Source organism: Flavobacterium sp. FPG59 (genome assembly GCF_002150205.1).
Taxonomy (GTDB): Bacteria; Bacteroidota; Bacteroidia; order Flavobacteriales; family Flavobacteriaceae; genus Flavobacterium.
On sequence record NZ_MTCA01000071.1, the window covers coordinates 1 to 14,303 of the forward strand.

At 33.4% G+C, this 14,303-nt stretch carries 15 protein-coding genes; 11 read left to right on the forward strand and 4 right to left on the reverse strand.

The genetic code is table 11. The annotated features are described in order from the left end of the window. The 8 genes from FPG59_RS08290 to FPG59_RS08325 all read left to right on the forward strand — a co-directional run. A partial coding sequence (locus FPG59_RS08290) for an MlaD family protein (RefSeq protein ID WP_140344614.1) occupies positions 1–930 on the forward strand: 930 nt, incomplete at its 5' end. Positions 931–942: 12 nt separating this feature from the next. After that, the gene (locus tag FPG59_RS08295) at positions 943–2,274 is read left to right on the forward strand and encodes a (Fe-S)-binding protein (protein ID WP_086454150.1); all 1,332 of its coding nucleotides are present in this window, start codon (positions 943–945) and stop codon (positions 2,272–2,274) included. Between the two features lie 77 nt (positions 2,275–2,351). Next, positions 2,352–3,143: a (Fe-S)-binding protein gene (locus FPG59_RS08300; RefSeq protein ID WP_086454151.1), complete on the forward strand. Its 792-nt coding sequence runs from the start codon at positions 2,352–2,354 to the stop codon at positions 3,141–3,143. Position 3,144: 1 nt separating this feature from the next. After that, a complete protein-coding gene (locus FPG59_RS08305; protein WP_086454152.1) occupies positions 3,145–3,771 on the forward strand; it encodes a hypothetical protein in 627 nt (208 codons plus the stop codon). A 35-nt stretch (positions 3,772–3,806) separates the two neighbouring features. Further along, positions 3,807–4,289, forward strand: a complete 483-nt coding sequence (locus FPG59_RS08310) for an ABC transporter ATPase (RefSeq protein WP_086454153.1) — start codon at positions 3,807–3,809, stop codon at positions 4,287–4,289. A gap of 48 nt (positions 4,290–4,337) precedes the next feature. After that, a complete protein-coding gene (locus tag FPG59_RS16870) occupies positions 4,338–4,961 on the forward strand; it encodes a phosphatase PAP2 family protein (RefSeq protein ID WP_217875861.1) in 624 nt (207 codons plus the stop codon). Between the two features lie 168 nt (positions 4,962–5,129). Beyond that, on the forward strand, positions 5,130–6,263 hold the full coding sequence (gene bshA / locus FPG59_RS08320) for an N-acetyl-alpha-D-glucosaminyl L-malate synthase BshA (protein WP_086454154.1): 1,134 nt from the start codon (positions 5,130–5,132) through the stop codon (positions 6,261–6,263). 35 nt (positions 6,264–6,298) lie between these two features. Then, entirely contained in the window at positions 6,299–6,727 is a 429-nt protein-coding gene (locus tag FPG59_RS08325) for a protease complex subunit PrcB family protein (RefSeq protein ID WP_086454155.1), read from the forward strand. A gap of 51 nt (positions 6,728–6,778) precedes the next feature. Here the strand turns inward: FPG59_RS08325 and FPG59_RS08330 are convergent, their stop codons facing one another. Together FPG59_RS08330 and FPG59_RS08335 are read right to left on the reverse strand one after the other, a co-directional pair. Continuing rightward, on the reverse strand, positions 6,779–7,285 hold the full coding sequence (locus tag FPG59_RS08330; protein ID WP_086454156.1) for an outer membrane protein: 507 nt from the start codon (positions 7,283–7,285) through the stop codon (positions 6,779–6,781). Between the two features lie 115 nt (positions 7,286–7,400). Further along, positions 7,401–8,243 (reverse strand): UDP-2,3-diacylglucosamine diphosphatase, encoded by an 843-nt coding sequence (locus FPG59_RS08335; protein ID WP_086454157.1) that lies wholly within the window; start codon positions 8,241–8,243, stop codon positions 7,401–7,403. 186 nt (positions 8,244–8,429) lie between these two features. Between FPG59_RS08335 and aroC the strand changes: the two genes are divergently transcribed. Both aroC and FPG59_RS08345 read left to right on the forward strand, forming a co-directional pair. Next, a complete protein-coding gene (aroC, locus tag FPG59_RS08340; RefSeq protein ID WP_086454158.1) occupies positions 8,430–9,488 on the forward strand; it encodes a chorismate synthase in 1,059 nt (352 codons plus the stop codon). A 105-nt stretch (positions 9,489–9,593) separates the two neighbouring features. Then, positions 9,594–10,871 (forward strand): dicarboxylate/amino acid:cation symporter, encoded by a 1,278-nt coding sequence (locus FPG59_RS08345; RefSeq protein WP_086454159.1) that lies wholly within the window; start codon positions 9,594–9,596, stop codon positions 10,869–10,871. A 101-nt stretch (positions 10,872–10,972) separates the two neighbouring features. Here the strand turns inward: FPG59_RS08345 and FPG59_RS08350 are convergent, their stop codons facing one another. Together FPG59_RS08350 and FPG59_RS08355 are read right to left on the reverse strand one after the other, a co-directional pair. After that, positions 10,973–12,226, reverse strand: a complete 1,254-nt coding sequence (locus FPG59_RS08350; protein ID WP_086454160.1) for a DEAD/DEAH box helicase — start codon at positions 12,224–12,226, stop codon at positions 10,973–10,975. Positions 12,227–12,328: 102 nt separating this feature from the next. Further along, complete coding sequence (locus FPG59_RS08355) at positions 12,329–13,375, reverse strand: formimidoylglutamase (RefSeq protein WP_086454161.1); 1,047 nt, start codon at positions 13,373–13,375, stop codon at positions 12,329–12,331. 99 nt (positions 13,376–13,474) lie between these two features. On the opposite strand from FPG59_RS08355, the gene FPG59_RS08360 reads away from it, so the two are divergent. After that, positions 13,475–14,303, forward strand: an 829-nt coding sequence (locus FPG59_RS08360; protein ID WP_086454162.1) for a hypothetical protein, incomplete at its 3' end; no start/stop codon positions are given.

Consider the following 14,303-nt stretch of genomic DNA (forward strand, 5'->3'; position numbering starts at 1 on the left):
ATTTTAGTTATTGCATCCATATCACTTTTTATTTGGGGTTACAGTTTTTTAAAAGGAAAAGACTTGTTTACGGATTATAAAACTTTTTTTGTAGAGTATAATAGTGTTGAAGGTCTTACGTCATCTGCTCCGGTAACGCTTAATGGCTTAATTATAGGTAAAGTAAACAGTATTACTATTAATGCAAATACAGGTAAACTGCTTGTAGAGTTACAATTGAAAACTGATTTTCCTATTTCAAAAAGTAGTATAGCATCACTATATGAGCCAAGTTTTATTGGCGGTAAGCAAATAGCTATTATGCCTAATTTCAATGATAAAGAATTAGCTGTTGAAGGTCAGTTTTTTCAAAGCGGAATTAAGCTTGGTTTAACCGATAAAGTAGGAGATCAATTAGCGCCTTTGCAAGACAAACTTGAAAAATTATTAGGTAATACGGATAAATTAATTTCAGGATTGAATAATGTTTTAGATGAAAAAGGTCAAACTGATATCAAATTAACTCTAGCTGAATTGAGTCAAACAGTAGCTGAGTTTCATAAACTTTCAACTAGTGTGAATGATTTATTAGCTACTAATAAAACACAAATTAATGGTGTTGTAACTAATTTGAATAAAGTTTCAGGTAATTTTTCAAAAATTTCAGATTCACTAAATAAGGCTGATTTAGGGAAAACAGTTAAAAATTTAAATGCTACCTTAAGTCGTGTTGATGGTATCATGCTCAATTTAGAGTCAGGCAAAGGAACTATTGGTAAATTACTTAAAGACGAATCTTTTTATCAAAACATAAAGACATCAACAAAAGAGTTAGAGCTGCTTCTTCAAGATATTAGGTTGTATCCTACTAGATATGTAAATATTTCAGTGTTTGGAAAGAAAAATAAACCATACGTAGGGCCAGAAAATGACACCATTAAATTAAAGTAAATATAAATTAAAATGAGCTACTTAGACAATATTTTATTTGCCATAACGCTGGCAATAGGTTTTGGATATTTTTTTATTAGTGTAAAAAAAATAAGAAGAAATATAAATTTAGGAACCGCTGTTGATCGTACAGATAATCCTAAAGCGAGATGGACTAATATGGCCATGATAGCACTTGGACAATCAAAAATGGTAAAAAGACCTGTAGCGGGGATTTTACACATTATAGTTTACATAGGTTTTGTAATCATTAACATTGAGTTGTTAGAAATTATTATTGATGGACTTTTTGGTACACATAGAGTTTTTGCTTTCTTAGGAACTACTTATAATGTATTAATTGCTTCATTCGAGATACTTGCTGTTTTAGTTTTAGTGGCTGTTTTTGCTTTTTGGAGCCGAAGAAATATTATTAAATTAAAAAGATTTGTAAGTTCAGATTTAAAAGGCTGGCCTAAAAGTGATGCGAATTACATTTTGTATTTTGAAGTGGTATTGATGACATTATTTTTATTAATGAACGCTTCTGATTTGCATTTACAAAATGTACCAGGAGGTTACGGACATTTTATAAAAGCAGGATCTTTTCCTGTGAGTCAGTTTATTGAGCCTATTTTTAATGGACTTTCAAATGAATTAGTGATGTTATTATCCGAAGGTTTCTGGTGGGTGCATATCATTGGGATTTTGATTTTCATGAATTACCTTTATTTTTCAAAGCACCTTCATATTTTATTGGCTTTTCCTAATACGTATTTTGCAAATTTGAACCCACAAGGTCAATTTGATAATTTACAATCAGTAACAAATGAGGTAAAATTAATGATGGATCCTAACGCAGACCCTTTTGCAGCAGCCCCAGTAGACCCAAACGCGGTTCCAAGTAAATTTGGTGCTAGCGATGTGCAAGATTTAAACTGGGTTCAGTTATTAAATGCGTATACCTGCACAGAATGCGGTAGATGTACTTCATCATGTCCTGCAAACAATACAGGTAAAAAATTATCTCCTAGAAAAATCATGATGGATACTAGAGATCGTCTTGAGGAAGTAGGTAAAAATATAGATGCAAACAAAGGTGTTTTTGTACCAGACAATAAGTCATTGTTGAATGATTATATTACCGCTGAGGAATTATGGGCTTGTACATCTTGCAACGCTTGTGTTGAAGAGTGCCCAGTAAACATTAGTCCGTTATCTATTATTATGGATATGAGACGTTATTTAGTAATGGAACAGAGTGCCGCTCCAATGCCATTGAATGCTATGATGACTAACATTGAAAACAATGGTGCGCCATGGCAATATAACCAACAAGATAGATTAAATTGGAAGAATGAATAATCCATTGTAACGGATTTCATTATTGTATTTTTAAAATACAAACTCAAATTATCACATAACCGAATCAATAAAAAAGTATGTCAGAAAATTTAATAGTGCCAACCATGGCCGAAATGTTAGCTCAAGGAAAGCAGCCAGAAGTTTTATTTTGGGTGGGCTGTGCAGGAAGTTTTGACGATAGAGCCAAAAAAATTACGAAAGCTTTTGTTCGAATTTTAAATAGATCTAATGTTTCTTTTGCAGTTTTAGGAACAGAAGAGAGTTGCACAGGAGATCCAGCAAAAAGAGCCGGAAACGAGTTTTTGTTTCAAATGCAAGCCATGATGAACATTGAAGTTTTGAATGGGTATGAAGCAAAAAAAATAGTTACTGCTTGTCCTCATTGTTTTAACACGCTCAAAAATGAGTATCCAGAACTAGGAGGACAATATGAAGTGATACATCATACAGAATTTTTGAAATCCCTACTTGATGATGGTAGACTTACTATTGAAGGTGGTCAATTTAAAGGAAAACGTATTACTTTTCACGACCCTTGTTATTTGGGTAGAGCCAATAACGTTTATGAAGCTCCTAGAGATTTAATAACGAAACTTGATGCAGCTCTTGTTGAAATGAAGCGATCAAAAGCTAACGGTCTTTGCTGTGGCGCAGGTGGAGCACAAATGTTTAAGGATGCTGAAAATGGAGATAAGGAAATTAATATAGAAAGAACCGAAGACGCTCTTGAAACTACTCCAGATATTATTGCTGCGGGTTGTCCTTTTTGCAATACCATGATGACTGATGGTATTAAAAATAAAGAAAGAGAAAGCGATGTTAAAGTAATGGATATAGCTGAGCTTATTGCAAATGCACAAGACCTTTAACATGAGAAAAATAATTATAGCACTTGTTTTAATTTTCAGTATAAATTCCTTTTCTCAAGACATGTATGACATTATTGGTAAAGAAACCTGTGCTTGTCTTGGAACAAAAAAATTAGATTATCAAAAAATAGATAAGAAAGAATTACAAACTCAAGTAGGGTTGTGTATGATTCAAAGTTATACGAGCCACATAAATGAATTCAAGGAAGAGGAAAAAGTTCAGTTTGATGACAAAGATGGAATGCGAAAAATGGGTGAGAAGGTAGCGCTTAAAATGCTAGTCAACTGCCCAGATATTATTTTAGAGTTGGGGAAATCCACTCAAAAAGAGGTTTCGGATGAAGATGATGAAGAACTTGTTGTTGATGAGCCTCAAGATGTTTTTATTGAAGGACAGGTTACAGCTATTAAAAAAGATCAATTTGTTTCTTTATTGGTAAAAGATAAAAACGGAAGAGCTTATAGTTTTTTATTATTGGATTACTTTGATACAGCATCAGTATTGACTAATAATGAACTTAAAGTCAAAGATGCTGTAAAAGTTGGTTACACTGAGATAGAGCTTTTTGATGTAGCTACAAATGAATTCAAATATTTTAAAATTTTAACAGATATACAGCGTCAATAAATTCTAATTGCCCTGAAATTTACAAATACAATTATATGTACGTCCCTTTTGAAAATTTACCCGAAGATTCTAGAATTTGGATTTATCAATCTAATAGAAAATTCTCTGATGCTGAATTTGCTGAAATAGAAACTTCATTACAATCTTTCTTAGAGCAATGGGCAGCACATGGAACAAGTTTAGAATCTTCTTATCTATTAAAGTATAATAGGTTTATCATTATTGCTGTAAATCAAGAAGTACAAGCAGCTACGGGTTGTTCAATAGACGCATCTGTAGAGTTCATTCAAGCATTAGAACAAAAATATACGGTCGATTTATTAGATAAAATGAATGTGACTTTTAAGTTAGGAGAACACATAGCTCATAAAACGCTAATTGATTTTAAAAAAATGGTGAAAGACAAAGCGGTTACTGAAAACACTGTAGTTTTTAATAACCTGGTAAACACTATTGAAGAATTTAATGAATCTTGGGAAGTACCTGCAATAGATAGTTGGCACAGTCGTTTTTTTTAAGTGTTATACCAAGACATCAAAACTAAAAGTGTCATTAATTTTTTTAAAATGCAGCAGTTAAGAACGCAAATTTTATTTTTTTTCTTGTTTTTAACGGCAAGTTCTACTGTTTTTTCTCAAAATGTAGACATAAAACTTTTAAGAAACCTACATCTTGATCGCAATCAAAATTTGGATTCTTCATTTGAGGTCGTTACAAATAGTGCAGTTCCTGTAAGTATTGCTGCTCCAGTATTGATGTATTCTATTGGGTTAATAAAAAAAGATAGTACACTAAAACATAAAGCAATTTTTATTGGCGAAGCTTTTCTTGTTAATGCATTTATTACAAAAGCGCTCAAAGTAGCTGTTGATAGAGACCGCCCTTTTGATACTTATTCTGATATTGACCCTGTTGTATCATCAACAGGAAAATCTTTTCCTTCAGGACATACTTCTATTGCTTTTTCTACTGCAACCTCATTAAGTATGGCGTATCCTAAATGGTATGTCATCGTACCTTCTTTCTTATGGGCAAGTAGTGTAGGTTATTCTAGAATGCATTTAGGTGTTCATTATCCCAGTGATGTTGCAGCAGGTGCGCTTATTGGTGCTGGATCTGCTTTTGCTACTTTTAAGATTAATAAATGGTTGAATAAGAAAAAGTATAAAAAAATTGAAGGTGTAAAATAAAAAGACCTTTATTTCATAGTTCTTGTTTAAATTTTTTTCTGCTAACACATCTTTTTTTAAACTTCCACTCCTTTTTTTTGAATAAGTTAATCCTAAGATTGGTAATTAACATTAATTTCAGGAAACTCAACTCAATTTTACTTACTTTCGTTGTATTAAATAGTCTTCATGAAAATTGCAATTGTTTGTTATCCTACCTTTGGAGGTAGTGGCGTAGTTGCCACAGAACTTGGTCTTGAACTAGCGAGACGTGGTCACGAAATTCATTTTATTACCTATAGACAACCGGTGCGTCTTGCATTGCTAAGTCCAAACGTACATTACCATGAGGTTAATGTGCCTGAGTATGCCTTGTTTCATTATCAGCCTTATGAACTGGCACTTTCTAGCAAGCTAGTAGATATGGTAAAGCTGCACCAAATAGAGTTGTTGCATGTGCATTATGCTATTCCGCATGCTTATGCAGGTTATATGGCAAAACAAATGCTAAAGGATGAGGGGATTAATATTCCTATGGTAACTACACTGCATGGTACTGATATAACTCTTGTAGGTAATCATCCTTTTTATAAACCTGCTGTAACTTTCAGTATCAATAAATCTGATTTTGTAACTTCAGTTTCTCAGAGTTTAAAAGACGATACCTTAAAATTATTCAACATAAAAAATGAAATTGAGGTCATTCCTAATTTTATCGAATTGGACAAAAACAAAACGGATACTAATTATCCTTGTCAACGTTCAGTAATGGCTAAAGAGAATGAGAAAATCATTACGCATATAAGTAATTTTAGAAAAGTAAAACGAATTCCTGATGTGATCAAAGTTTTTTATAACATTCAAAAAGAGATTCCTGCGAAGCTTATGATGGTGGGTGATGGTCCCGAAAAAGAAAAAGCGGAGCTTTTGTGCCAAGAGTTAGGAATTCAAGACAAGGTAATATTTTTTGGTAATAGTAATGAAATTGACAAAATTTTATGTCTTACTGATTTGTTTTTATTGCCTTCGCAAACAGAAAGCTTTGGACTTGCTGCGCTTGAGGCTATGGCTTGTAAAGTACCGGTTATTTCAAGTAATTCTGGTGGATTAGCCGAGGTGAATTTTGATGGTGTTTCTGGATATTTAAGTGATGTGGGAAATACCGATGAAATGGCTGTTAATGCTTTGAAAATTTTGAAAGATGAAAAAACTTTGGAATTATTTAAAGAAAACGCCTTTGAAGTTGCTAAACAATTTGATATCAAAAACATTTTACCCTTGTACGAAGCTTTGTATCTAAAAGCTATTAACAAATACAAATAATCAAAGTGGTATGGAGAATCTAAATTTTTAAAATCATGAGAAAAATAGTAATGGGGCTTATGATGATAACTTTGTTTTCTTGTGCAACAGGCAAGCCAGTAGCAACTGATTCAAAAAAGTTATATGAAGTACTAACAGAACAGACTTATGGAGGTGCTGCTATTCGTTTTTATGAAATTTTGTCAGAACCAAATGAGATCAGGATGCTTCAAAAGGATGAGAATCTTAAAAGTAACATTAAACCTACAGATTTACAAAACTCTAATTTCGTAATTTTGAATATGGGTCAAAAATCAAGTGGCGGTTACAGTATAAATGTTGAGGGCGTAGTAGAAACACCTACTCAAGTTATTATTAAGGTAAAAGAAATAGGACCGGAGCCAGGCGGAATGGTTACACAAGCTATGACAAACCCTTTTTGTGTAGTAAAGATTAACTCCAAAAAAGAAATTATTTTTCAATAAAAAAAGGAGGCTATTTACGAATAAATAGCCTCCTTTTTATAAATCTGCTAATTAGAATCTGTATCTCACACTTAGTGCTAAATCTGGAGCAAAATTATCGTCTCTAAAGTTATCAGAATTGAAGTAAAGTTCTGGTCTGATATCAAGACCTAATTGAATAGGAGCTTCTTTAAAGTTATATTCAAGACCTAAATTTCCAGCAACAAAGGCAAACGTACCGCTATCATCTACGTTAAAGTTGTTATTGAAGTTGTTATCATAACTCCAACTACCTAATCCACCACCTACACCAGCGTACCAGTTGAAACCACCATCAATGTTCCAAACCCATTGGTATAAACCTGTAAGTTTAAAAGCATCAACATTATTACTGTTTCTAAAACCTAAATCTAATTCTAAACGGTTGTTGTCACCAAGACCTCTTTGGTATGAAATTTCACCACCAAAACCGTCACTATCTCCTAAACGAAGACCTAATGCGTTTTTTGAAATATCTTGCGCTTGTGCTGTAAATGATAATGCTACTAGCATTACAGCAGATAAAATAATCTTTTTCATTTTTGTTTGTTTTAATTATTTAGCAAATTTATTTATTTACATGTTAATTGCGTTGTAAAATTTTAGTTAATTGTTACACAATTTCCACATTAATGGATCTAAAAGACTTAACAAGCTATTTAATCAAATTTTGCTTTACAAATATTTTTTTACTTGCAATAGATTGAGTTTCTATGAGATCTTCCATTTCAAAAAGATTGTCATCTTCCTCAAAATTCATCTCACTGTAATGAAATAATTTCCATCTTTTGTTATTGTACTCCAGCGATGTAAGGTTTTCTATCCAATCTCCAGAATTTAGATAGAGCGTAGAGCCACTTTTGGTTTCTTTTTTGATGATTTTTGGTTCGTGAATATGTCCGCAAATAACGTAATCGTATTTTTTTTCTATAGCTAATTCAGTTGCAGTTTTCTCAAAATCAGAAATGTGTTTTACCGCTTTTTTTACACTAGCTTTTATTTTTTTGCTAAATGAATACGGTTCTTTACCTAGTTTTTTTAAACACCAATTTGCAAACCGGTTGATTAAAATAAGATAATCATAGCCTAAACCACCTAATTTTGCAATCCATTTAGAGTGTTGCACCGAGGCATCAAAGACATCTCCATGAAAGACCCATAGTTTTTTTGAATCTAGTGTTAAAATGAGTTTGTCAACTAATGCAAAATTACCCAATGAAATGTCACTGAACTTGCGTAACATTTCATCGTGATTTCCAGTAATATAGTACACTTTAGTTCCTTTTGAGGCAAAACTGATGATTTTTTGAATAACCTTTAAATGTGATTTCGGGAAATAGGATTTTCTAAACTGCCAGATATCAACAATATCTCCATTTAGAATTAGTATTTTAGGTTTAATAGAGGATAAATAATTAAGGAGTTCCTTGGCATGACTACCAAAGGTGCCCAAATGCACATCGGATATGACAACCACTTCTACTTTTCTTTTTTTCAAGGTTTTTTATTTTTTGAAGTTTAACAAAACAATTAAAAATAAATTAAGTAACATTGAATTAAAAGTTAAGATTAGCGATACAATATTAATTTAATAACAATAAATCTAAGAACTTGCTTAAAACTTTAAACACTAAACTTTTGAACTTTGAAGTAAAATGGTACTTTTGTTCAAAATCAAAATGAAATGGCAGGAAATAGTTTTGGAACATTGTTTAAAATCACAACATTTGGAGAATCTCATGGTGATGCATTGGGTGGCATAATTGATGGTTGCCCTTCTGGGATTGCTTTAGATTTAGATGCTATTCAATTTGAAATGTCTCGAAGAAAGCCGGGGCAGTCGGCTATTGTTACCCAACGTAAAGAACCAGATGCTGTGCAGTTCTTATCCGGAATTTTTGAAGGTAAAACTACTGGTACGCCTATTGGTTTTGTTATTCCAAATACCAACCAAAAATCGGACGATTATTCTCATATAAAAGATAATTACAGGCCTAGCCATGCTGATTACGTATATGAAAAGAAATATGGTGTACGCGATTATCGTGGAGGTGGAAGAAGTTCTGCACGTGAAACGGCTTCTAGGGTTGTTGCTGGTGCTATTGCCAAACAAATGTTACCCGAAATTAAAATTAATGCTTACGTGTCTCAAGTAGGACCAATAGCTCTTGATAAACCATACCAAGAATTAGATTTTTCTAAAATTGAAAACAATCCGGTACGTTGTCCAGATGAACAAGCTGCTGCCATCATGGAAGATTACATTCGAGGTATCCGTAAAGATGGGGATACAGTAGGAGGTGTGGTATCTTGTGTGATTCAAAACGTTCCTGTGGGTTTAGGTGAACCTGTTTTTGATAAATTGCATGCCGAGTTAGGTAAAGCTATGTTATCAATTAATGCAGTGAAGGGTTTTGAATTTGGTAGTGGTTTTGAAGGTGCAAAAATGAAAGGTAGCGAGCACAATGACTTGTACAATACTGATGGAACCACAAAAACCAATCTTTCAGGAGGAATTCAAGGCGGTATCAGCAATGGTATGGACATCTATTTTAGAGTTGCTTTTAAGCCTGTTGCTACAATCATGAAAGAGCAAGAATCTTTAGATAATCAAGGAAATATAACTGCTATGACTGGAAAAGGCCGTCATGACCCTTGCGTTGTGCCGCGCGCAGTACCTATAGTAGAAGCAATGGCTGCGATTGTTTTGGCAGACTTTTATTTGATAAATAAAACCTACTAAAAACAAATTCTATAAATTGTAAATAAAGAGCATCGTATTTCATGAAATATGGATTAGTATGCTAAATATAATGTAACTAAATATCAAGTAATTAAAAATAATTTAATGGATCATACTACAAAAAAGACTTCATTTTTTTCAGGATTAACCGGGCAAATATTGATAGCAATGGTTCTTGGAGCCGTACTAGGAATTATAATACATAATAGTATAACTCCAGAAGATGCGCAAAATTTTAGTAGTAAGATTAAAATTTTGGCTACTGTTTTCATTCGTTTAGTTCAAATGATTATTTCGCCTTTAGTATTTACAACCCTTGTTGTGGGTATTGCAAAATTAGGAGATATTAAAGCTGTAGGAAGAATTGGCGGTAAAGCTATGGCTTGGTTTTTTACAGCATCATTTGTCTCATTGTTACTTGGAATGTTATTTGTTAACGTTTTGAAGCCTGGAGTGGGTCTTAATTTATCAAATGTGGATTTAGCTGCCGTATCTGAAGTGACTGCAAAAACACAAAACATATCATTCGATAATTTTATAGAACACATTGTTCCAAAAAGTATATTTGAAGCAATGGCTACCAATGAAATTTTACAAATTGTAATTTTCTCAATCTTTTTTGGATTAGCTGCTGCATCATTAGGGGAGTATGTTAAACCAGTGATTACAGCATTTGACAAAATATCACATATTGTTTTAAAAATGGTGAACTTTGTGATGAAGTTTGCACCTATTGGCGTATTTGGAGCCATTGCAGGTGTTTTTGCAGTGCGTGATTTTCAAGAATTAGCCATTACGTATTTCAAGTTCTTTGGTTCTTTTTTAATCGGGATTTCTTCTTTATGGGTTGTTTTAGGAGTTGTAGGTTATATTTTCCTCAAAGGGAGAATGACTGTATTGTTAAAACGTATTGTGAGTCCTTTAATTATTGCCTTTGGAACAACTAGTAGTGAAGCTGTTTTCCCAAAACTTACTGAGGAGCTAGAACGCTTTGGGGTAAAAGACAGAATTGTATCTTTTATGTTGCCGCTGGGATATTCTTTTAATCTTGACGGAAGTATGATGTACATGACATTTGCCAGTATATTTATTGCTCAAGCGTACGGTATAGATTTGTCTTTAGGAACTCAAATGACCATGTTATTAGTGTTAATGCTTACCAGTAAAGGTATTGCGGGTGTGCCAAGAGCTAGTTTAGTAGTAGTTGCAGCAACTTGCGGAATGTTTGATATTCCTGTTGAAGGAATAGCTTTAATTTTGCCAATAGACCATTTTTGTGACATGTTTAGGAGTGCGACTAACGTTTTAGGAAATGCTTTAGCAACTTCTGTTGTAGGGAAATGGGAGGGAAGCGATGATGCTGATGAAGTGGTTTCTTTATAGTAAGTTCACTTATTGATATGAAAAAAGCAGTAAAAATTTTTACTGCTTTTTTTGTTTTAAGTTTGTGTCACTTTTCAGGACTAGACAGTTGTTGTAATTACCTAATACCAGCGTTTTTTATTTTGTTTTGATGTAGCTGATTTTCTTGATTTATGAGCTCCACCGCTTCTATTAGAATTTTTTTGTTGTGATGCTGGTGCCGATTCCGGGCTTCCAGAGTGCCAATGAAACGAGTGATCATTAACAGTTTTAACATCTACTTTTATCAGTTTTTGAATTTCTTTCCAATACGTATATTCGTCTTTACCGCAAAAAGAAATGGCAATTCCACCATTACCAGCGCGTCCTGTTCGTCCTATGCGGTGTACGTAGGTTTCTGGAATGTTTGGTAAGTCAAAATTGATTACTACTGGAAGTTGATCAATATCAATTCCTCTTGCAGCAATATCAGTTGCAACAAGAACACCAATTTCTTTGTTTTTAAAAGCATCCAGAACACGTTGTCTTGCATTTTGGGACTTGTCTCCATGTATAGCTTCGGCTGGAATATTGTTTTTGCGCAACGCTTTGACTACATTATCTGCACCATGTTTTGTTCTAGAGAAAACCAATACATCTGTCAGGTTTTCGTTCTTGATTAAGTGGTACAATAAATTTCTTTTTTCCCCTTTTTCTACAAAGTATACTCTTTGCTCCACATTTTCGGCGGTTGAGGAAACAGGTGAAACAGTTACGGTTTCAGGATCTGTTAAAAACATTTCGGCAAGTTCTCGAATGGCAATTGGCATCGTAGCCGAAAAAAACAAAGTTTGTCTGTTTTTTGGCGTAAGCTTTACTATTTTTTTGACATCATTCACAAAACCCATATCAAGCATTTGATCTGCTTCGTCAAGAACTAATGTGTGAAGATGATCTAAGTCAATAAACCCTTGTTTGTGTAAATCTAGCAATCTTCCCGGTGTAGCAATTAAAATATCGATACCGTTTTTTAAAGTATCTACTTGTGGATTTTGCGATACTCCCCCAAAAATGGTTAGCTGAGTTAGATTAGTATATTTGGCATACGTTTCAAAGCTTTGGCCTATTTGCACGGCAAGCTCGCGCGTAGGAGTCACAACTAGAGCACGAATTTGTTTGGCTTTTTTTGAAGACCCCACAATTCGATGCAGCTGGTGAATAATAGGAATTGCAAATGCCGCAGTTTTTCCAGTTCCAGTTTGTGCACAACCTATTAAGTCACGTCCAGATAAGACTATTGGAATAGATTGTTCTTGAATGGGAGTTGGGTTTAAATAACCTTCTTCAAAAACGGCTTTTTGTATGCTTTTTGATAATGATAACTCTTCGAATAACATAATTTTGGGTATTAATTGGGCTGTAATTATAAAGTAAACAGCGTGGCAAAGATAGTATTTATATTTTTGGTCGCTTTTTTCTATAAAATAAAGGTTACTTTATTAAATGTTAGGTAGCAAGGAACCATTGGCTTTTATAAAATCAGTTACTAGATACCCTATTAATTTACCTATCAGATGATTGTTTTTATCCTCACCCAAATCTGGTGCTCCTTCGCAAATGTGAATGTAAGCGGCATTACGGCGTTTTCCATAATAATAAATAAACTGTCGCAATTGTTCTACAGAGAAACCGCTCATTGTCATAGCACTACAAGCTATGTTAGGTATGGCATCTAAGTCAATTTCGATGCCAAACGGTTCATCATTAATGAACTCTAAAGCATGCATCATTTCTTGTGTAAAATCTTTTTCTCTCCTGATGCTGATGCTGTCATAGGTGTTATACCGAACTCTATCGTCTAGCTTTTTTATCGTATCCAATACATTTTTTGAGGTGTAATTTTCATGCAATCCAAAGACAAAATATTTTTTTAAAAAACCTTCTTCAAAAGCATACGAAAAACCGTTTCCACTATGTCTTCCTTCTAGAATTCTAAAATCAGAATGAGCGTCAAAGTTGATCGCATTAATAGGTTTACCTTTTGCAAGAGCAGTTCCTTTTATGTTTCCGTAAGAATTATTATGCCCGCCACCTATTACGATAGGGATTTTTCCTAGTTTTACAATACTAAAAATGATATGTGAAACATCTTTATCTATTTTTGTGACTAACTGACTTAGTTTAGACCGATCATCAATATCGTTAAAATCAAGGTTTGCTACCTCTTTCATCAACTGTACTACGTCAAGTTGTCCTAAAATTACAATTTGACTTCCTTTGCAAAACCTATTGTGTTGAATATTAGCAATACTAGCTATGGCGCTGTCCCAAGCAGAAGCGGCTCCTGGTCTGCCATAATTGGCTCGCACACCTATATCTTCAGGAATTCCAAAAAGTACATATCGGGCCTCGCAATTTTTTATAAAATCCAAATAATCAGTATCTTTTGGGATAGTGATCATTTTTTCACCAAATTTTATCTCTCCACTTCTGTGGTTCGTAATTTTAGCAAGATCCTTTATTGTGAACGGTATTATTTTTTCCATCAGAAAAATTTTTTTTCTCAAAAATAATATAATTGCATTAACATACGTTAGTACTTGAGCAGATAATGTTAAATTTGTAAACAAAAAATTAAATTCGAAATGGAAAATCCCAAAAGCAGTTCAAGCCTTAAAGCGGTTGTAGCGATATTAGCTATTTTATTAGTAGGTAGTTTAGTATATATTTTTAAAATCACTTCTGATGCTGAAGTGGTAAAAACAGAGTTAGATACTACATTAACCGAAAAGGAGTCGGTAATGAAAGATTTACAAGAACTAAAAATGACTTACGATGCTGCCATCTCAGAGAATACGTCTATGTCTGACGAACTTATTTTAGAGAGAGATAAAGTTGTAGCATTAATGACAGACTTAAGTAAGTCTAAAGGCGATGTAGCTTCATTATCAAAATACAAAACTCAATTTAATGCTTTACAAGGTAAAATGAAAGTATTGATGGCGGATAATGAGTCTTTGAAAAAGGCAAATACCACTCTTACTTCTCAGCGTGATAGTACAGCGGTGGTTCTTGGTGAGTCAAAAAAGTACAACGAGGCACTTGCTGGCCAGAACGAAGAATTGACAAAAGTGGTTGAAAAAGCAGCTAAATTAACAGTGTTAAATACAAGAGGTTCTGCATTCAAATTAAAAAGCTCTGGTAAAGAAATCTCAACAGATAAAGCAAGTAGAGCTGATGTTTTGAGAATAAGCTATACAATTGCTGAGAACCAAGTTGCTCAGTCAGGAACTAAAGCATATTATGTTCAAGTAATTGACAGTAAAAACAACGTTATTGGAGATAAGAAAACAGAAAACTTTGGAGATAATTCTTTAACTTACAGTTTTATTTCAAATATTAATTACGAAAACAAAACTGTAGATGTTACTGAAAGTGTAAGAGGAAAAGATTTTCCAAAAGGAACTTATTATG